The sequence below is a fragment of the Prochlorococcus sp. MIT 1201 genome, from assembly GCF_047303415.1.
Taxonomy (GTDB): Bacteria; Cyanobacteriota; Cyanobacteriia; order PCC-6307; family Cyanobiaceae; genus Prochlorococcus; species Prochlorococcus marinus_D.
Map to the genome: position 1 here is coordinate 667,213 of NZ_CP138947.1, position 18,414 is coordinate 685,626.

General features: G+C 51.8%; 15 protein-coding genes. 5 read left to right on the forward strand and 10 right to left on the reverse strand.

Annotated features, from left to right (window positions below; translation table 11 throughout):
- Positions 1–722 precede the first annotated feature (722 nt).
- Positions 723–1,721 carry a ribose-phosphate pyrophosphokinase gene (locus SIB41_RS03255; RefSeq protein ID WP_011130446.1) on the reverse strand — a complete coding sequence of 333 codons (999 nt, stop codon included), beginning with the start codon at positions 1,719–1,721 and terminating at the stop codon, positions 723–725.
- 86 nt (positions 1,722–1,807) lie between these two features.
- On the opposite strand from SIB41_RS03255, the gene SIB41_RS03260 reads away from it, so the two are divergent.
- Entirely contained in the window at positions 1,808–2,344 is a 537-nt protein-coding gene (locus SIB41_RS03260) for a hypothetical protein (RefSeq protein WP_413360414.1), read from the forward strand.
- Between the two features lie 10 nt (positions 2,345–2,354).
- Here SIB41_RS03260 and SIB41_RS03265 read toward each other — a convergent pair whose 3' ends face one another.
- Positions 2,355–3,356 (reverse strand): LCP family protein, encoded by a 1,002-nt coding sequence (locus SIB41_RS03265; RefSeq protein ID WP_413360416.1) that lies wholly within the window; start codon positions 3,354–3,356, stop codon positions 2,355–2,357.
- A gap of 196 nt (positions 3,357–3,552) precedes the next feature.
- Here SIB41_RS03265 and malQ point away from each other — a divergent pair, with 196 nt between their 5' ends.
- Entirely contained in the window at positions 3,553–5,118 is a 1,566-nt protein-coding gene (gene malQ, locus SIB41_RS03270; protein ID WP_413360419.1) for a 4-alpha-glucanotransferase, read from the forward strand.
- On the opposite strand, the gene SIB41_RS03275 is transcribed toward malQ, so the two are convergent.
- Both SIB41_RS03275 and SIB41_RS03280 read right to left on the reverse strand, forming a co-directional pair.
- A complete protein-coding gene (locus tag SIB41_RS03275; protein WP_063419978.1) occupies positions 5,040–5,969 on the reverse strand; it encodes a helix-turn-helix domain-containing protein in 930 nt (309 codons plus the stop codon). The two genes, malQ and SIB41_RS03275, sit on opposite strands and share 79 nt — an antisense overlap.
- Positions 5,970–6,002: 33 nt before the next feature.
- Positions 6,003–6,737, reverse strand: coding sequence for a pseudouridine synthase (locus SIB41_RS03280; protein ID WP_413360421.1), 735 nt, complete (start codon positions 6,735–6,737; stop codon positions 6,003–6,005).
- A 315-nt stretch (positions 6,738–7,052) separates the two neighbouring features.
- Here SIB41_RS03280 and SIB41_RS03285 point away from each other — a divergent pair, with 315 nt between their 5' ends.
- Positions 7,053–8,015, forward strand: a complete 963-nt coding sequence (locus SIB41_RS03285) for an RpoD/SigA family RNA polymerase sigma factor (RefSeq protein WP_413360424.1) — start codon at positions 7,053–7,055, stop codon at positions 8,013–8,015.
- Between the two features lie 283 nt (positions 8,016–8,298).
- Here SIB41_RS03285 and SIB41_RS03290 read toward each other — a convergent pair whose 3' ends face one another.
- Positions 8,299–9,945: an ABC1 kinase family protein gene (locus tag SIB41_RS03290; protein WP_413361353.1), complete on the reverse strand. Its 1,647-nt coding sequence runs from the start codon at positions 9,943–9,945 to the stop codon at positions 8,299–8,301.
- Positions 9,946–10,046: 101 nt separating this feature from the next.
- On the opposite strand from SIB41_RS03290, the gene SIB41_RS03295 reads away from it, so the two are divergent.
- A complete protein-coding gene (locus SIB41_RS03295) occupies positions 10,047–11,447 on the forward strand; it encodes a lysine decarboxylase (RefSeq protein WP_413360426.1) in 1,401 nt (466 codons plus the stop codon).
- A 19-nt stretch (positions 11,448–11,466) separates the two neighbouring features.
- Positions 11,467–12,381 (forward strand): phosphatidate cytidylyltransferase, encoded by a 915-nt coding sequence (locus SIB41_RS03300; protein ID WP_413360428.1) that lies wholly within the window; start codon positions 11,467–11,469, stop codon positions 12,379–12,381.
- Positions 12,382–12,386: 5 nt separating this feature from the next.
- On the opposite strand, the gene SIB41_RS03305 is transcribed toward SIB41_RS03300, so the two are convergent.
- From SIB41_RS03305 to rimI, 5 genes are all read right to left on the reverse strand, one after another.
- Complete coding sequence (locus tag SIB41_RS03305) at positions 12,387–13,031, reverse strand: DUF2993 domain-containing protein (protein ID WP_063403157.1); 645 nt, start codon at positions 13,029–13,031, stop codon at positions 12,387–12,389.
- Between the two features lie 2 nt (positions 13,032–13,033).
- Positions 13,034–13,933 carry an alpha/beta fold hydrolase gene (locus tag SIB41_RS03310; RefSeq protein ID WP_413360431.1) on the reverse strand — a complete coding sequence of 300 codons (900 nt, stop codon included), beginning with the start codon at positions 13,931–13,933 and terminating at the stop codon, positions 13,034–13,036.
- A 14-nt stretch (positions 13,934–13,947) separates the two neighbouring features.
- Complete coding sequence (locus SIB41_RS03315; RefSeq protein WP_413360433.1) at positions 13,948–15,108, reverse strand: iron-containing alcohol dehydrogenase family protein; 1,161 nt, start codon at positions 15,106–15,108, stop codon at positions 13,948–13,950.
- Between the two features lie 16 nt (positions 15,109–15,124).
- Complete coding sequence (locus SIB41_RS03320) at positions 15,125–17,704, reverse strand: ATP-dependent Clp protease ATP-binding subunit (RefSeq protein WP_413361355.1); 2,580 nt, start codon at positions 17,702–17,704, stop codon at positions 15,125–15,127.
- 175 nt (positions 17,705–17,879) lie between these two features.
- Positions 17,880–18,365, reverse strand: coding sequence for a ribosomal protein S18-alanine N-acetyltransferase (gene rimI, locus SIB41_RS03325; RefSeq protein ID WP_063399270.1), 486 nt, complete (start codon positions 18,363–18,365; stop codon positions 17,880–17,882).
- Between the last annotated feature and the right edge of the window lie 49 nt (positions 18,366–18,414).

Sequence of the window (18,414 nt, forward strand, 5' to 3'; positions counted from 1 at the left end):
CGGCAGAAGTTGATTTAGTGGTTCTTGACGATAGTATGTCTAAGTTCAGAATAATAGAGCAGCATTTAACTGCAATATATGCTCAGAGCTATCATCTTCTCAAATTAAGCCATCGCTCTGTATATGAAATATCAGTACAAAGTTTTGCCAAGTAGCCGGTTAATATAAGCATAGAGTCTTGTCTTTGCTAATCTCGTTTTAGGCTTATTAGCTGTCTATTGAAACTTTAAATACAAACGATCTTTTGCGAAAGGAATCAGATGTATTGAGGTCAGTAATGCAAGCCATTAAGGTTGCTTGAGTAATGAGCGTGAAACGGCAATGCTTAACATTTTTATTTCGTAGCTTAAGCTTATTACTAGTCAAGTCAAGCTAGTTTCTTTTGATGGCTTTGATTTCAGGTTGTGGAAACGAATGATTGGGCTGTTCTATAGTTTTTGTAGAAGGTTTCTCAAGAGTCTGTTTGAGTTTCTTCTTGCGCCACACTTTTATCGATAAGCAATGGTCTTGTGAATAGGTCTTAGGGTCTTGTCTAGTTGAAATGCCTTTGCCCTAATAATGAAGCATTTAAAGAGCAAGCAAGTTGGGATTAATTGAAAAGGCCTAGAGGGTTAAGGCTTATTGATTTTGCTTCGATTTTTTAGTGCCTAAAACATTGATGAGCTGCTCTAAGAAGAGTCATCTCTATTGCTTGGCAGCAAATTTTAGACTTAATCTCAGGGTTATCCTCTAAACATTGAGCTCACAGAGCTTTCCTCATGGATGCGCCAAATCGCTTCGCCAAGCATATTGGCCACTGAAAGTACCTGCAATTGAGGGAAGTGTCGTTCCGCAGCGATGGGAATGCTGTTGGTAACCAAGACTTGTTCGAATAAGCCTTCTTCGGATAATCGTTCGCAGGCGGGGGGCGAAAACACGGCATGAGAGGCACAGGCAATCACCCGTTTAGCCCCTTGTTGTCGAAGAAGACGAGCCCCTGAGCAAATGGTTCCCCCAGTGTCGATCATGTCGTCGATCAGGATGGCTGTTTTCCCAGCCACATCGCCGATCACTGTGAGACTTTCGGCAACGTTGTGACCTGATCGGCGCTTATCAATAATTGCCAGTGGCGCATCCCTCATTTGTTTCGCAAAGGCTCGGGCTCGTGCGACTCCTCCAACATCTGGAGACACCACCACGACTTCGTTAAGTTCTTGTGCTGCGAGGTAATCAACCAAGACTGGTGAGCCGTAGATGTGATCGCAAGGGATGTCAAAGTAGCCCTGGATTTGGGCGGAATGCAGATCCATGGCGAGGACTCTGTTCACGCCAGATTTCACCAGCAGGTTTGCGGTGAGCTTGGCAGTGATTGACTCGCGACCAGCCGTTTTGCGGTCGGCTCTTGCATAGCCGTAGTAGGGAACTACCGCAGTGATCTGCCTGGCAGAGGCGCGCTGACAGGCATCAACCATGATCAGCAGCTCCATCAAATTGTCGTTCACTGGCGCGCAGGTGGGCTGAATCAGGAAGACGTCACAACCTCGGATCGATTCCTGGATTTGTACATAGAGTTCACCATCTGCGAACCGTTTGCAGATCCTTGGACCATCGGGAACACCTAGGTAGGCCGCAATCTCTCTTGCAAGAGCTGGATTTGAGGTGCCGCTGAACAAGCGCAGACGCTGCATGTCATAGCTGATGCTCTCTTGTTCGGTACGGGCTGCGGTCAGAAAACTCGTCACGTCGCCAGCGAGCAATATCAGCTGTACTCCGATGCTAGTGCTGCAAAGGCTCTCATCTCAACTTCTTCTCTATGTAGGGTCGCCTGATGATTGCTCCCATCCCTTTTCTGGTTGGTGCAGGCCCCCTCCCTGATGCTCGGATGCGGGCTGGTTGCTTGCTTTTGGCTAGCGCTTGGGGAGTTGAGTTGAGCCATCATCGCTGTTCTGAAAATCCCCATCAGGTTCTTGGTTTGTTGTCTGCGGAGATGGGAATGGTGCAACTGAGTGGTGATCCAGCCATGTTTCATCCAGATGGTGGTAGCTGGCTGGAGGCTCTCGGAGCATGGCGCCAGCCCACCATTTTGATGGTGTCGCCTTTGCCCTCTGGGGAGATTCCTGGAGTGGCACCTGCTTATGTAGCGCTCTGTGCGGTCCTCGATGTTCCTCTGATTGGGGTTCTGCAATTGGGTGGCCCATGGAACCCCAGCCTTCGCCGCTCGGATGGTTTGCCGTGGTTCGGTTTGCTTCCAGATGATCCCTCAGCTTTGTCAGCAGTCCCTAATGGGGGCGGCTTGCAGCAGGGGCCCTCTATGGAGGAGCTCGTGGTGCAATTGCGTCGACGGCTGCTGCTGTCGTCCGATTGATGAGGCCCTGTTAGTTGCCCTGCGGCCAGAGCGGCATGGGGTGGCTTGCCTTGAGTTGCCGCAGGGTTTGTTCCCCGGCTCGTGGGGCTAGAGGTAATTCGCTGATGATTGGGAATTGATTGTTGCTAAGAGCAGCTGCCGTGAGGCTTAACAACTCACGAGGGGTTAAATCGGTTTGCACTTCTTTTGAAAACTCTTTCAGAAGTTTGGGGAGTTTTGCGAGGGTGTTTGGCTGTCGCAATTGTCTAGACAGACCGTTCAGGATCCATTGTTGCCTTTGACGCCGACCGCTTTCTTCTTCAGGACCAGCGCGGTAGCGAACCAGTTGTTCTACCTGGCCTCCATTGAGTCTCTGCCGTCCTGCTTGCAAGTCCACCGAATAGTTCTGGGCATTGTCTTGGTGTTTAAAAGGCGCGTTGAGGTTGACCTCCACATCTCCGAGTCCATCTACAAGGACTCTTAGAGCTTTGCGGGGGATCACCACAAAGCGGTGGGGTTGTCCTTTTGTAAGGCCGAGGATTTCCGCAATCACATCGGCTGTAAGGGCAATCCCCCCCCGCCCGTAACTTGACGCTAGTGGTTGCATCCCATTGCTTCCAGGCAGGGTCACAGCGAGTTCAATCGGCAGCTGAAGCACTTCAACAGGTTGCTTGGCCGCTACCTTCACGAGCATCAGGCTGTCTGCATTGGCTGAACCCATCGGTGCAGCTTGGTTTGTGAGATCGTTCAGTTGGTCCGAATCAATGCCCACTAACAAGATGATGATTGGTTGTTTGGGAAGCGGCGCTAGGGAGGTTGCTTTGTCCACTGATGGATCGCCTTTGGCGACTTGATCTGGCTTCGGCCAGAGCAGCCCCAGGGCCGTGCTTGCCAGCCAAAGACCACCCAGAGTCGCAGCCAGGCGTAGCAAGGTACGGCCTGGATATTTCCCCATCCAGTGACCCACGCTTGATGGCGTTGTCGTTCTGCCTGAATCTTGCGTAGGCATCAACCGTGTTGAGGACAGCGGCATCACAGTCTTGCTCAACTACAGCTCTTTAGGGTTAAAAGTCCAATGGCTTTTGGACTAACCGAGACTTCTGACAAGGCATCTTGCGAGTATGTAACGACCCGCCTAAGCCCTTCCAAGATTGATTGGGGCTAATGGCTGATCTAGATGCTGACTTCGATCAGATTCCACTGTTGTTTTTATTTTCTGGTGTTTTTTGATGGTTGAGGGCAGTTCAGCGTTAGTCCGCACGACCGGGGTGTTACTTCATCCCACAGCACTGCCTGTCAGTCCAGTTTGCGGCAGTTTCGGTGCCCCTTCAAGGGTTTGGTTGCAATCACTTGCTCGCCATGACATCGGTGTGTGGCAGTTGTTGCCTTTGGCTCCTCCTGATGCGACAGGGTCTCCCTACAGCTCCCCTTCAAGTTTTGCTCTGAACCCTTGGTTGCTTGATGCCTATGATCTTGTTGATGAGGATTTCCTGTCCGCATCCGTTCTGCGTGAGTTGCCAGGAACAGTTCCTATCCAGGAGCCTTGCGCCTCGGTTGATTTTGCTCTGGCTGACCTTCGCAGTCAGCGACTTGGCATAGCCTTAAGGGAGGCTTGGTCTGAGCAGGCTAGAGATCATCATCTTGCCTTTGAGAGTTGGTGTGGCAAGCAGTTCTGGCTTGAGGACCATGTTTTATTTATGGAGCTCCGTCGTCAGCATCAAGGCCTTCCTTGGTGGGAATGGCCGGCAGGCTTGGCAGCTCATCAACGTAGTGCCCTCAATGCCTGGAAAGGTCATCATCAGGAGGCTCTGCTTGAACATCGTTTGCTGCAATGGCAGCTTGATCGGCAGTGGCAAGCACTGAGACATCTAGCAGGCGAGCTTGGCGTTTTGTTGTTTGGTGATCTGCCTTTCTATGTTGCACGCGATAGCGCTGACGTCTGGAGTCATCAGGGCCTGTTTTCGATTCTTCAAGGCGGGGAGCTTGAGATCCAAAGTGGTGTTCCCCCTGATTATTTCTCCAGTACAGGACAACTCTGGGGCACGCCTGTTTATCGCTGGTGGCGGCATCGCTTGAGTGGATTCCATTGGTGGCGAAGCCGCTTTGTGCGTCAATGGCAACAGGTGGATCTTTTACGCCTCGACCATTTCAGGGCGCTTGCGTCTTATTGGGCAGTTCCTGGATCCGATTCGACAGCGGAGCACGGGGAGTGGCGGTCTTCTCCAGGGGCATCTCTATTGAAGCGGCTAAGGCGTGATGCTGGTGGCAGCTTGCCACTGGTTGCAGAAGATCTGGGAGTGATTACTCCTGATGTGGAAGCGCTACGAGACCAATTTGGTTTGCCTGGAATGAAAATTCTCCAGTTTGCTTTTGATGGCAATCCCAGTAATCCCTATCTACCTGAAAATATTCAGGGTCATCACTGGGTGGTTTATACAGGCACTCACGACAATCCAACGACGCTGGGTTGGTGGCAGCAGCTTGATCTCGACGCCCGTGAGCGGGTCGCAGATCGATTGAAGGGTGCAGTTGATGCCCCTGGTTGGCAGTTGCTGGAGCTGGGCCTAGCGACAGAGGCGAGTTTAGTGATGACCCCAGTGCAGGATTTGCTTCATTTAGATGATGCAGCTCGTTTCAACACCCCTGGCACTGTCGAGGGAAATTGGTGTTGGCGGTTGTCTTGCTTTGATTCAGCTCTTGATGGAGCCCTGAGCGGCTATGGCGAGAGAGGAGCTGTCTGGGGACGTTCGCTTGAATCGGCATCCGGTTTGCTGACGGCATCTGCGAGTCGGTAAATCCCAGGATGATTGGGTTCGGGAGTATGCGCCTGGCCCTTCCAAATGACGCTGTCCTCAGGAGCTGCTGGAGGCTTGATTTCTAGTAGGAGGGGTGGCCGCAATTGAAGAGTGAGTGTCCCCTGAGCTTCTCTGAGATTTGTGAGATCCTTTCCAGCGCTGTTGATTTTGAGCATACGTGGCTGACTGAGATTGATCTCCAGTAGACCCATCTCATCCTGAGCTTGGTGCTGGATAAGGGTTGCGTTGAGCCATTGCTCTGGAGATCGTTTTCGTGCTTCTTCCAGGGGTCTTAGGCCATCAAGGGCGGGGTTGGCTGTCTCGCTTGCGTGCTGATCATCAAGGGACTCAAGGCTGACTGTGATTGGCGAGAGTGTTTGACTGTTGAGTGCAGCAAGATGGTTTTGCTGGTGATTGAGGGCCAAGAGGCTGCTGAGCATGACCACGGCATAAATCACACTCCCTTGCCAGGTAGTGAAGACATCGATGCTGCCGGGGGTGAATCGCGTCAGGCCCCTGTTGGAATGAGTTTGGTTCCTGGCATTGCGTTCTGGCATGGCCCCGTTGAGGCTGCCTGGGGCTAGTTCAAGATGCTGTTCCAGCAGCGGCAGCATTGAGCACAGATAGGCTGGTTCTGGTAGTCGTTTGACCCACCCCCGTTCAATTGCTTCTAAAACGGGGGTAGTGATTCGTGTTTCTTCAGCTAAATCACGCAGGCTCATTCCACACTGTTCGCGACGCTCTCTGAGTTGTCGACCAGCTTCCAGTAATGAACTCTGGAATATCTGTTGTGGATCTTGTCTGGTTTCGACTTCAGATCTTGATTTTTGCCATGGAAGGTTTAGTCGCATCGGTGTTTCAATTGGATGGCTTTATCAAGCGCATCAACACATTGAGGGCTTGGTGATTTTCAGTAGGGGAGTCCATTCTCTCTCGTCAAGAGCGCGCCAGCACCCTTCTGGTAATGCGTCTAGGGCAACATTTGCAATCGCAGTGCGTTGAAGGTCTAATACGGGGTGACCTAGTTGTTCGGCTACGCGACGGATTTGCCGGTTGCGGCCTTCCCTTAGAACAATCTTCAAAAGGCTTTGGCTTGAGTGTGATTGCAAAAGCTCAAGTTCAGCGGGCAAGGTTGTTTTCCCATCAAGCATGACGCCATGTCGCCAGCTTGAGAGCACTAGGGCTGAGGGTTTACCTTCCACCAAGACTTGGTAAGTCTTGTGATGTGCATAGCGTGGATGGGTCAATCGCAGCGTGAGCTCTCCTTGGTTGGTGATTAGCAGAGCTCCTCGGCTATCGGCATCAAGTCTGCCTACAGGATGAAGACCCTTGCAAAGTTTGTCGGGCAGCATGCTGAAGACAGTCACTCGCCCGTGGGGATCATGACAACTAGTGATCACCCCCGCAGGTTTGTTGAACAGCAACACTCTTGTTTCGGTGTTGGAATTGAGCACACTCCCATCTACAGAGATCTTGTCAAGCTCTGGATCGGCCTTGTCGCCAAGCTTGGCAAGATGGCCATTCAACGTTACCCGCTCTTGCAGGAGGAGTTGCTCGGCATGGCGCCGGGAGCAGAGTCCTGACGCTGCAATCAGCTTTTGCAGTCTTTGTTGCTTCATGCCAATGTTGTCAGCATGGTTTTCAGCGGGCGCCGAGAACCAGCTGCACCATATCCATCTCCAAACATTTAATAGTTGGAAGAGTGTTTTGGAAGATGTGGAGAGGTTTTCGAGGGCATCATTATAGATAAGGATTTGCAAGTGCTTGGCGCATCAAAAGACTGTCTCTATTGATGGCGCTTGAAGATAAAACGTTAATTCTCGATTTTAAAGCCTTCTTCATTTTGGCAATGGTGTGGAATTCGTCCGCAAGGCATTGATTTGCTCGTGGCAAACGATGGTAAATTAGGAAACCTAGTTGTTTCGTTATTTAGTATGGCTCCGTTGGCTGTGCTTTCAGATGTCGACCTGGTGCGTTCATACCTGCGCGATATCGGTCGAGTGCCGCTGCTGAGCCATGAGCAGGAGATCACGTTGGGTCGTCAGGTGCAGGAGTTGATGTCTTTAGAGCAGCTTGAGTCTGAACTGGAAGGTAAAAAAGGTGAGCCAGCGAGTCGTCAAGAGCTAGCGAAGGCAGCTGGATTGAGTGCGTTGCAGCTCAAGAAGAAGTTGCAGAGCGGACGACGTGCGAAGGAGCGGATGGTGTCTGCGAACCTGCGCTTAGTGGTGAGTGTTGCCAAGAAGTACACCAAACGGAATATGGAGCTGCTTGATTTGATCCAAGAGGGAACGATCGGCTTGGTGAGGGGAGTAGAGAAGTTCGACCCAACCCGTGGCTACAAGTTTTCGACCTATGCGTATTGGTGGATTCGTCAGGGGATCACGCGTGCGATTGCGGAGAAGAGCCGGACGATCCGTCTGCCGATCCACATCACGGAGATGCTGAACAAGCTCAAGAAAGGCCAGCGAGAATTAAGTCAGGAGATGGGGCGCACGCCAACAGTGAGCGAACTTGCAGAGTTTGTGGAGTTGCCCGAGGAGGAGGTGAAGGATCTGATGTGCCGTGCCCGTCAGCCGATGAGTTTGGAGATGAAGGTGGGAGATGGGGATGAAACGGAGTTGCTTGAGTTGCTTGCAGGGGAAGAGGAGTTGCCGAGTGAGAAGGTGGAAGTGGATTGCATGAAAGGCGATTTACGTACCTTGCTAGAAAAGTTGCCCGAGCTGCAGGGTCGTGTGCTGCGGATGCGTTATGGAATCGACGGAGGCGAGCCGATGAACCTCACCGGGATTGCTAAGACTTTAGGAATGAGTCGCGATCGAACACGCCGTCTGGAGAGGGAAGGCTTGGCGTTGATGCGAACCTCTTCGTTTGAGCTTGAGGCTTATATGGCGGTTTGAAACTTGTTTTTTAGTTTTCTGAGAGTCGACAACCAAAGCTAAGGTTTAGGGATTATTCCTGGATTAATTTATCCCAACTCTCGTCCGTATTAGTTGCATATTCTCTTCCCTTTGTCATTATCTGTTTAGCATGGGATGAATATAACTTAGTTGGATTGTTGCTAAATCTTCGTGCTAATCGATAGATAGCTATTGTGGAATCAGAGCATTGATGAATGGCAGAGACTTGTATTGTTGAGTAGTTTCTTTCCCCTCTATCGATTGTTATTCTTTATGCCCATGTTTAGGTGGTTCGTGGAGTAAGGGTTTGCAGCATGCCATTTGCGATTTTGCGAGGGCTGAAGGTTCGCCTTATCAGGCTCATTAAGGCCTTGATATCAGATGCGCTTAAATGCTCGTCTTTGATCAATGTCATCAGTAGACGACTACGCAAAGTGGATCCATCTGGGCCAAGTAGCAGTTTTAGGCCTGCTCCTGCTACAGGGATTAGTTCTGCATCTGGTGCTACAGCGTCTTGGCTTATCACTTTCAGTAAACTTTCAATTCGCTCCAGGCGCAGGTGCCCATGATTATCAAAAATCACCTCCATCAGTTTCTCTCGCATCTCCATTGAGTCTCCTGCCAGTAGACGTTTGGCCACATATGGGTAGGCAATTGCGATGATCTTGAACTCTGGATCTAGCCTTAATGCAAGACCTTCTTGACTAACAACAGCTCGGATGATCAAGGCAAATCTCGCCGGGACTCTGAAGGGATAATCGAACATCAGTTCTGAGAAACGATCGGTGATTGCCTTGAAGTTGAAGGACTCCACTGATTCACCAAGAGAGCCACCAAGTACTTCTTCTAGTGCCGGTATGATTGTCGTTAGATCACTTTTTAGACTAAGGAAGCCCAGCTTTTGAAAGTCTTTAGCTAGCGCATTGAAATCGTTGTTGATTAGGTGAACTACTGCTCCAGTAAGAGTGAGACGATCGTCATCACTAATTGAATCCATCATGCCGAAATCGCAGTAGGCAAGATGGCCCATCTTTTTACTTTGACCACTGAGGGCAAAAATGTTGCCTGGGTGAGGATCAGCATGGAAATAGCCGAACTCAAAAAGTTGTTGAAGACCGCTGATGACGGCCGTCCTGATCAGTGCTGTTGGATTAAGAAGTTGGGCTTTTAACTCCTTGCGGTCTCGTAGCTTCGTGCCCTCGATCCAGCTTGTGGTTAGTACACGACGGGATGATAACAATCGCTCCACCCTCGGGACCGTCACCGTTGGGTCTTTGGCGAAAAGAGCCGCAAATCGTTCAGCATTGTTAGCTTCTTGTTCGTAATCAATCTCCTCAAATAGGCTGCGACCAAATTCATCAATGATGTTGCCTAGTCCAAAGCCCAGGTTGAGCGGGAGCAAAGGTGCTGACAGCACGCCGAGTAGGCGGATAATGACGAGATCGCGGCGCAAGATGAACGCCAGTTGAGGACGTTGTACTTTCACGGCTACCCATTGATTGCCGTGTAGGCGAGCTTTGTAGACCTGGCCCAGGCTGGCTGCAGCAATTGGTTGGCTAGGAAACTCTTCAAAGAGTTGACTAGCTGGAGCCCCAAGATCTTCTGCCAACGTGGCGAGGGCCGTGGCATGGTTGAAGGCGGGCAAATTGTCTTGGAGGCTGGTGAGTTCCTCGAGCCATTCACGCTTGATTAGGTCTGGTCGGGTGGAAAGGGCTTGGCCCACCTTGATAAAGCAAGGCCCGAGGTTGGTGAGGGTGATGAGCAGTTTTTTTGCGAGCCTTTTTTGTGCCTCTTCGTCGTTGTTAGAGCCCTGAGCCAGCACTCTCACCGCCAGTGTGAGCAGTGAGGTGAGCACATGAATCAATCGAGGTATCCACACCCAGGGCCTGGCTAGCAACCAGAGCAGATCCTGAGTCGCGTCGTAACGCATCGGGGCTTTGCGGGATGCTGAAGCGGACGATGGATTGGAGCTGTTCAACAGACCGCCCGGGCACGTTGATCATCAGACTTTAGAAACGGCGATTCACCTTCATGGGCTTTCTTCCCCTGTTGACTCGCGACCGTGGTCGCAGCTTGCATCTCCCCGCTCATGGTCGTGGGGCTGGCTTGCCTGATGATCTGCGTGCAATGTTGCGCCATCGAGCTGGCATCTGGGATCTGCCGGAACTTCCTGAGTTGGGTGGGCCATTGATGCAGCAGGGGGCGGTGGCAGAGAGTCAAAGGCAGGCAGCGATTGCTATCGGGGCTGAGCGGGGTTGGTATGGCGTCAATGGCGCGACAGGCCTCTTGCAGGCTGCTCTCTTGGCAATAGCAAGGCCTGGTCAGGCTGTGTTGATGCCTCGCAATGTCCATCGCAGTCTCATTCAGGCTTGTGTTTTGGGCGATCTCACGCCTGTCTTGTTTGACCTGCCTTTCATGGTTGATCGGGGTCATGTGTTTCCCCCTGATGGACCTTGGTTGAAGGACGTTTTGAATGAACTTCCCATCGCTGGTGTTGAGATCGCTGCAGCTGTGTTGGTGCATCCCACTTATCAGGGCTATGCGACGGATCTCAAGCCCATGGTTGTTGAGCTTCATTCTCGGGGTTGGCCGGTATTAGTGGATGAGGCTCATGGTGCTCATTTCGCCAGTCGGGTGGATGAATCTTTACCTGATTCTGCGATCACAGCAGGTGCTGACTTAATCGTTCACTCATTGCACAAATCTGCTGCCGGTTTGACTCAGACGGCAGTGCTTTGGAGTCAAGGGGATCGCGTTGATCCCAAAGCTGTCGAGCGCAGTCTCGGCTGGTTGCAAACCACCAGTCCAAGCGCACTCTTGCTGGCTTCTTGTGAAGCGTCGCTGAGTGACTTGTGCAAGCCTGCAGGCTTGCACAAGCTGGGAACGCGCCTCAAGGATGCTCGCGAATTGGCGGTTCAACTTCGTCAGTTGGGATTGCCTTTGCTTGAAAACCAGGATCCCTTGCGGCTGATTTTGCACACCGCTGCAGAGGGTATCAGCGGACTTGAAGCAGATGCTTGGCTGATGGCCAGGGGGCTGGTGGGCGAACTTCCAGAACCAGGCTGCCTAACGTTCTGTCTTGGCTTGGCGCCCCAGCGTGGATTGGTCAGGTTGATGCATCGTCGCTGGCGGGGACTCCTTGCGGCCCAAGGTAAGGGCCTACCCTTGCCAGTCTTTACGCCCCCGCCACTGCCGCGCATTACAGCACCATCAATGGCTTGTGGCTTGGCTTGGCGCGCTCAAAGTCGGAGAGTGTCGATTGCTGATGCGGTAGGGAGAGTCGCGGCGGAGTTAATCTGTCCCTACCCTCCAGGGATTCCCTTGCTAGTGCCGGGTGAGAAGCTGGATCACAGACGTGTGGACTGGCTTTTAGAGCAGCAGAACCTTTGGCCCGAGCAGATCGCTGGTACGGTAAAAGTTCTGGCCTTGTAAGACCATCAATGGTGTGGGCGTGAGAGCAGAGGCCTTTCGATGGAGATTGGTTGCAGCCGGATCTTCCAGCCAGCGGATTATCAGTGGCCTGGCTGCTGGAGCTTTCGGTTTGGTGGTGGTTGCTTTAGGCGGTTGGTGGTTCACGGTTGGTTTGGGTGTGATCGTGCACTTTGCTTTGCTTGAGTTTTTCCGCATGGCGAAGTTCACCGGAATCAGGCCGGCGACGAAAACGACTCTTGTGGCCTGTCAGTTGTTGCTGATCAGTACACAGTGGGGAGTGGTTGGCGGGTTGCCATCTGATCTTGCTGCAGCAGTGCTGCCTCTTTCTGGCGCCGCCATTTGCGGTTGGTTGTTGCTTCAGCCGATCACCGGCTCCATTGCCGATATCGCCGCCTCGATCTTTGGGTTGTTTTACTTGGGTTTTTTACCCAGTCATTGGTTGCGATTGCGTAATTTGAGTGCTATCGATCTTGCTCCTGGGCTGGGTCAGCTTCCTGGCTGGTGTGCAGGCTGGTTGACTTCTGGGATGGCTATCACTTTGGTGGCTTGCCTGATGATCGTCGCTAGTGATATTGGCTCTTATGAATTGGGACGTCGTTTTGGACGCCTACCTTTATCTTCTATTTCGCCTGGCAAAACTGTGGAAGGTGCTGTCGGAGGCCTGTTTTGCGCAATGACTATAGGGGCAGTTGCCGGTGAGCTTTTGGCTTGGCCATTGGGGTTTTTGCTGGGCGTGCTGCTTGGCGTTTTGGTTGCATTATTTGCGCTGGTTGGAGACCTGATCGAGTCGATGATGAAACGAGATGCGGGTCTTAAGGATTCTGGTGATGCGCTGCCTGGTCATGGCGGCATCCTTGATCGCATTGATAGCTATCTCTTCACTCCTGCAGTGGTGTATTACGCAGTAACGCTGATCCTGCCTGTCATGAGTTAATGCGATCAGGGTGTTACTGATGCGCGACCCTTGAGGTGAAGTTGTCCACCGTTCAGAACGGCTTCTTCAATGTGAATAGCAGGGTCCATGGGTAGTGAAGCTTCTAGATCCACATCCTGGTGTCTAATCAGCACGGTTCCTTGATCCGCTCTGATTAGAAAACGTCGTCTTGCAGGTTCTTGTTGACCAATCACTGGAGCCTGTAATTCCAAGGTGTCGTTGTTGATTTGAAGTCCTCCAAGAGGCGTTATGCCAATGAGCTCTTCTGCTAGCCAATCTCCAAGCCATCTCCATGGATCTGATAGCAGGACCTGATTGAGGTCTTTGTCCGTGATTGATACAGTTCCCTGAAGATCGAAGCTTTGCTCGAGAGTCACAGCCTGGGCTGATTTGCCGAGGTTCATGTTCAGCCTGAGGGGGCCGCTTTTCAATTCGGCGTAATGCAATGGCAGGCCTTGAAAGATCACCTCCTTGGCCATGAGACTGACTCCTGAAAGACGACCTCTCAACAGCTCCAGAGCAGATCCGTGCAGTTCCAGCTTCAGTTCACCAACGGCATCGCATTGTCGGCGGACCCAAATCTTTAGACCATTGGCGAGGAGTTGCAGTAATGGGCCGCTACTGGTGGTGGTGGATGAAGGATCTCCCATTGCTAGGACAAAGCTTGAAGCCAGCGTTGAGCGACAATCTTGGGATGGTCGAGATGTGGTAAATGGCCGCAGTTGTCAAGTTCTTCCACTTGAGACCCCAGCAGGGTGAGGGCTTCCCGTCTCTGAGGTCCATTGAGAATACGGTCGTTGGCACCCCAGATCACATGAAGTGGTTGCTGGGGTAGCGGTGTTCCGCAATTGGCGATCCCTCCACTGCGGGCAAAGGCAGTTAGTGATCTTCTCCAGCCTGATACCTGTAGATGAAGGGAAGCGATTTGTTCCTCAGCATCTCCGACAGAGTTTTTGGGATCAGCGAAGGCTTGGCGGCAGATGCTTCGTCGCACGGCCGGTTGACTAAGGATCCATGCGCCCAGTTGATCTAGGCCTGGAGGGATAGGTTTTGGCCGTCCTGTTAATCCTGCAGGCGAAAGTAAGAGCAAGCGGTTGATTTGTTTTGGATGACGTCGAGCAAGCTCCATGGCAATAGCACCTCCCATTGATGCTCCGATGACTCCCACTGAAGTATTAGAGGGCAGATGGGCTAGCAGTTCATCGAGGTGACGGATGAGCGCCTCTTGTCCATAGTCAGCTTCAGGGGGACGGGGAGTGAAGCCAAAACCATACAAATCCGGAATCACAAGCTGATGGTGAGGGCTTAATAACGGAGCTAGGCGTCGGAATTCAAGGAAGCTGCTATCAAACCCATGCAGCAGCAGCACTGGAGCTCCCTCGCCAGTGATGGCTACTGGGTAGGACTCAGGCTCTGAGTTCGAGCATGGGACAAGCCCCGGTAAAGACCACCACTGAACTTGATTGGCCAGGTCACGGGCTAATGGATCCAGAAGTTGTGGTGTGAGCTGACGTAAAAGGGCTTCTGACGAGGCGATTTTTTGGGCTGCCATTCCAGTTTTGAGGTTCAAGAGGCTGCCATTCGCTTGGTGACTGTGGATTCGACGGGGACCGGGCCATTGTCGCTAGCGCCGAGGAGTGCTTCGAGTAGGGCTCTGGAATTGACGGGAAACGGCAGCTGGTATAGGTCAGAGCCTTTTTGACAGGCGAATTGGCAGACCTCATGCAGCTCGTGAAGACTCAAATTCGATAGGCCCAGATCCTCAAGATTTACAGGCAGATCAAGTCCTTTGAGGAATGGAATCAGCTGTCGCCTTGCTTGTCCGGCCAGTTGATGGCCTCCAATAATCTCCTCAAGACGCAACTGTACGAGAATCCCGTAACCAACCTTTTCTCCATGAAGGACCTCATGGCAATCTTTTAATTGCGTGAGTGCGTTGTGTATCGCGTGGGCAGCGGCAGTACGGCAGCGAGAACCGCCAATCCCTCCGATCAGCCCTGCAGTTAGTGCGCAGGCTTCTGCAACCCTGATCCAGGCCAGGCTGTTTTGATCTTTCAGCGCTTCAGGCCCATCAAGCAGCAGCTGATCGCGCAAGACCCTTGCCATCTGCACAGCTTGTTGAATTAAGCCATCGTTGCTGGAGCCATTGCTGACAGACGCTTCGTACCATTTGGCGATTGCATCTGCGATGCCGCTTGCGAGAGTCCTAGGAGGAGCCTGACGCACGAGACCATGATCAAAGATCATCAGATGTGGACATCGATCCAGAACTTGATCGCGTTGAAAAGCACCTGTTGGTGAATAGATATTGGCGAGGGCGGTCCAACCGGCACAGGTGGCTGCACTCAGTGGAACTGTGATGCATGGGATGCTTAGCCGATGGGCCAAAAGCTTCCCGGCATCTAGCACCTTGCCCCCACCTGCGGCAATCACACCGTCGCAGGAGTTGTCCAAGGCAAGAGCATTGATCCGCTTGAGATCCATCTCGCAGCAATCGTGCTTGAGCTCAGCAGAAACTGTGTTGAGTCCAAGGTCTCTGAGGTTGTTGAGTAATCCCTGGCGTAACTCAGCCGTGGCGATGCTGCGTCCAAGAAGTAAAGGTGAGCGGCAAATCGAGGCAATGAGTTGATGGCTTTCTTCCCACGCCCTTTCACCCCTAACAACCTTTGCGGGGGCGATGGAGTGAGCGCAGTGAGAGACCTCCTCAGGCAAATTGTTTTTGTTCATTGATGTTGGAGAGGTGTCAGACGCCTGCTCCAGCGAGTTCCGGTGTGGCAGTAGTTTTGCTGACATGGCGTACAACGATTTGCTTGTTGTCATCCACATCCATCTCCGCAGCATCACCGTCCTTGATGCGGCCAGTAAGCACTTCCTCGGCAAGACTGTCTTCCATGAGTCGCATGACAGCCCTTCGTAGCGGCCTCGCTCCATAAGAGGGGTTGTATCCCTCTTCTACTAGTCGTTCTTTGAATGCATCTGAAACAGTGAGAGTGATCCCTTTGTCTTGCATGCGAGAGAACACTTCTTGAAGCATGATCTCAGCGATTTCTTTCACCTCATTTCTGCTGAGTTGGCGGAAGACGATAATTTCATCGAGACGGTTCAGAAATTCAGGACGGAAGTATTGTTTTAGTTCTTCGTTGACAAGGGATTTGATTCGGTTGTATTGACTGTCTTCTGCATTTTCACCTGAGAATTCGAAGCCAAGTCCTCCGCCTCCTTTCTCAATTACTTTTGAACCGATATTCGAAGTCATAATGATCAAGGTATTCTTGAAGTCCACTGTTCTTCCTTTGGAGTCAGTTAGTCGACCATCTTCCAATAATTGAAGCAGCAGGTTAAAAACATCTGGGTGTGCCTTTTCGATTTCGTCGAAGAGCACAACGGTATAAGGTCTGCGACGAACTGCTTCGGTGAGTTGTCCCCCTTCGTTGAACCCCACATAGCCAGGAGGTGATCCGATCAGCTTGCTGACCGTATGTCGCTCCATGAATTCCGACATGTCTAGTCGGATCATGGCTTCTTCGCTACCAAAGAAGTAGGTGGCGAGAGCTTTGGTTAGTTCGGTTTTGCCCACGCCAGTAGGGCCTGAAAAGATGAAACTGGCAATGGGGCGATTGGGGTTTTTGAGGCCCACCCTGGCTCGACGGATGGCTTTCGAGACTGCTTTGACGGCTTCATCTTGGCCAATCAGCCTCTGGTGGAGGGTTTCCTCCATGTTTAGGAGCTTCACTGATTCGCTTTCGGTGAGCTTTTGTACAGGTACTCCGGTCCAAGCCGCCACGATGTTGGCAATATCTTCTTCTGTCACCAGTGGTGTGGTGAGATGAGGAATTAATGCAGCTGTTGTGTCTTTTTCAGGTTGAGGCGTTGGCGTCTCATCGCTGGAACGAACAGCATTTTCCGCCTCAGCGGGGGGCGATTCCTCACTGCCTTGGCGACTGCTTTGAAGCAGAGTGCGGATCCTCTCTCTTAGCTCAACTTCTTTTTCACGTAATTCTCCGGCTTTGGCGAAGTCCTGATCACGAACGGCATCTTCTTTTTCCTTTTGAACCTTGCGTAATTCTTTGTCAACCTCTTTTGCCGCAGGGGGGAGTTTGGAGTTAAGCAAACGCACGCGGCTGCCAGCTTCATCGATTAAGTCGATGGCCTTATCCGGCAGGAAGCGGTCAGAGATATAGCGATCGCCTAGGTTTGCTGCGGCATCTAGGGCTTCGTCTGTGATTTTTAGGCGGTGATGCTGTTCGTAGCGCTCCCTTAATCCTTGCAGGATCTCAATGGTTTCAGCGATCGATGGCTCGCCAACCATGACCGGCTGAAATCGGCGTTCTAGGGCAGCATCCCGTTCGATGTGTTTTCGATATTCGTCAAGAGTGGTGGCACCAATGCACTGCAGTTCTCCTCTAGCTAGCGCTGGTTTGAGAATGTTGGCGGCATCGATGGCACCTTCTGCAGCGCCTGCCCCAATCAGTGTGTGCACTTCATCGATGACCAGGATCACGTTGCCTGCGGCTTTGATCTCTTCCATGATCTTTTTGAGCCGTTCTTCGAACTCTCCCCGGTATTTGGTTCCAGCAACTAGCAGGCCGATGTCGAGGGTTAGAACCCTCTTCTCTTCAAGGATGTCGGGAATATCTCCCTGTTGGATGCGTTGAGCGAGGCCTTCAGCAATTGCTGTTTTCCCAACTCCAGGCTCTCCAATCAGTACAGGGTTGTTCTTTGTGCGTCTTCCGAGGATCTGAATAACACGATCGATTTCATTTTGTCGCCCGACAACAGGATCAAGCTTGGATTCATTGGCTAGCTGGGTCAGGTTGCTGCCGAATTCATCAAGTGTGGCTGTCTTTGTTGAGCCTTTGCCTCCACCTCCGCCTGCAGTGACCTCGGCGGTTTCTCCGAGCATGCGGATTACTTGGGTGCGCACCTTTGCTAGGTCTACACCAAGGTTTTCGAGGACTCTGGCTGCTACACCCTCTCCTTCTCGGATGAGACCAAGCAGTAAATGTTCTGTACCGATGTAATTGTGGCCAAGTTGTCGGGCTTCTTCTAGAGAGAGTTCTAGTACGCGCTTTGCTCTGGGAGTAAAGGGTATTTCTACTGCGACGAAGCCTGAACCACGGCCAATGATCTTTTCAACTTCAACGCGGGCGTCTTTAAGGTTCACGCTCATTGACTTGAGAACCTTCGCTGCCACACCTGTGCCCTCACCGATCAATCCCAAAAGAATCTGCTCGGTGCCCACGAAATTATGACCAAGACGCCGGGCCTCTTCCTGGGCCAGCATGATCACCTTGATGGCCTTCTCGGTAAACCGCTCGAACATGGTCCGGGGCACGTGAATCTATATCTAACTTATCAGGGTTGGTGTTGGAATGTGAGCTGTTGGATTATTTGTCCTAGTCCCTTTGCTGCAAGGGAGTTAGTGGTTTCAATAGTAACAATGAAGTAGCTAAGATGTTTGTCTTCGTTGTATTTCCCGGACGGTAATCCGTACTTATTCAAATCTTTTGTCTTGGCTCAGCCTGCTTCCCTAAGCTTCGCCACTGGATCAGAGCATCTTGGCCGTTGCTGTAATAGTGATGACGACATCCTGCTGTCTTGAATCCGCAGCTTTCGTAAAGCCCTCTGGCCGCCGAATTGTTTCTGGCAACTTCGAGTGTGGCGTGGATGGCTCCTGTTCGTTGCCCTTGCTCGAGCAACTTTGATAACAGCAGACGGGCAAGGCCCTGTCTGCGATGTTGAGGATGAACGCCTATTGCGGTGAGATGAAGTTCGTCTACCACTAGCCAGCCACAGGCCAAAGCAAGCAGTGTTGAAGACTTGAGCACTCCCATGCAGAGACTGCGGGAATCGATCAATTCCTGAATCCATTGCTGTTTGCTCCAGAGTCCATTGAGTGCGAGTTGATTCAGCTCCATGCACGCATTGATCTGTTCCGGCCCTAGATGGATGACTTCCATTGCTTGGATGTCGTGCTTCAACATGCCTAACCCCTTCCTTGGGGGGATTGATCCCTACATTGATCCCTCTAAC

Excerpts from the sequence above, each read along its gene's own strand:
- SIB41_RS03310 (WP_413360431.1), bottom strand. The coding sequence starts at position 13,933 with ATGGCAGCCCAAAAAATCGCCTCGTCAGAAGCCCTTTTACGTCAGCTC.
- SIB41_RS03305 (WP_063403157.1), bottom strand. The coding sequence starts at position 13,031 with ATGGGAGATCCTTCATCCACCACCACCAGTAGCGGCCCATTACTGCAA.
- malQ (WP_413360419.1), top strand. The coding sequence starts at position 3,553 with ATGGTTGAGGGCAGTTCAGCGTTAGTCCGCACGACCGGGGTGTTACTT.
- SIB41_RS03265 (WP_413360416.1), bottom strand. The coding sequence starts at position 3,356 with ATGCCGCTGTCCTCAACACGGTTGATGCCTACGCAAGATTCAGGCAGA.
- SIB41_RS03295 (WP_413360426.1), top strand. The coding sequence starts at position 10,047 with ATGGGCTTTCTTCCCCTGTTGACTCGCGACCGTGGTCGCAGCTTGCAT.
- rimI (WP_063399270.1), bottom strand. The coding sequence starts at position 18,365 with ATGTTGAAGCACGACATCCAAGCAATGGAAGTCATCCATCTAGGGCCG.
- SIB41_RS03315 (WP_413360433.1), bottom strand. The coding sequence starts at position 15,108 with ATGAACAAAAACAATTTGCCTGAGGAGGTCTCTCACTGCGCTCACTCC.
- SIB41_RS03285 (WP_413360424.1), top strand. The coding sequence starts at position 7,053 with ATGGCTCCGTTGGCTGTGCTTTCAGATGTCGACCTGGTGCGTTCATAC.
- SIB41_RS03280 (WP_413360421.1), bottom strand. The coding sequence starts at position 6,737 with ATGAAGCAACAAAGACTGCAAAAGCTGATTGCAGCGTCAGGACTCTGC.
- SIB41_RS03275 (WP_063419978.1), bottom strand. The coding sequence starts at position 5,969 with ATGCGACTAAACCTTCCATGGCAAAAATCAAGATCTGAAGTCGAAACC.
- SIB41_RS03290 (WP_413361353.1), bottom strand. The coding sequence starts at position 9,945 with ATGCGTTACGACGCGACTCAGGATCTGCTCTGGTTGCTAGCCAGGCCC.
- SIB41_RS03320 (WP_413361355.1), bottom strand. The coding sequence starts at position 17,704 with ATGTTCGAGCGGTTTACCGAGAAGGCCATCAAGGTGATCATGCTGGCC.
- SIB41_RS03260 (WP_413360414.1), top strand. The coding sequence starts at position 1,808 with ATGATTGCTCCCATCCCTTTTCTGGTTGGTGCAGGCCCCCTCCCTGAT.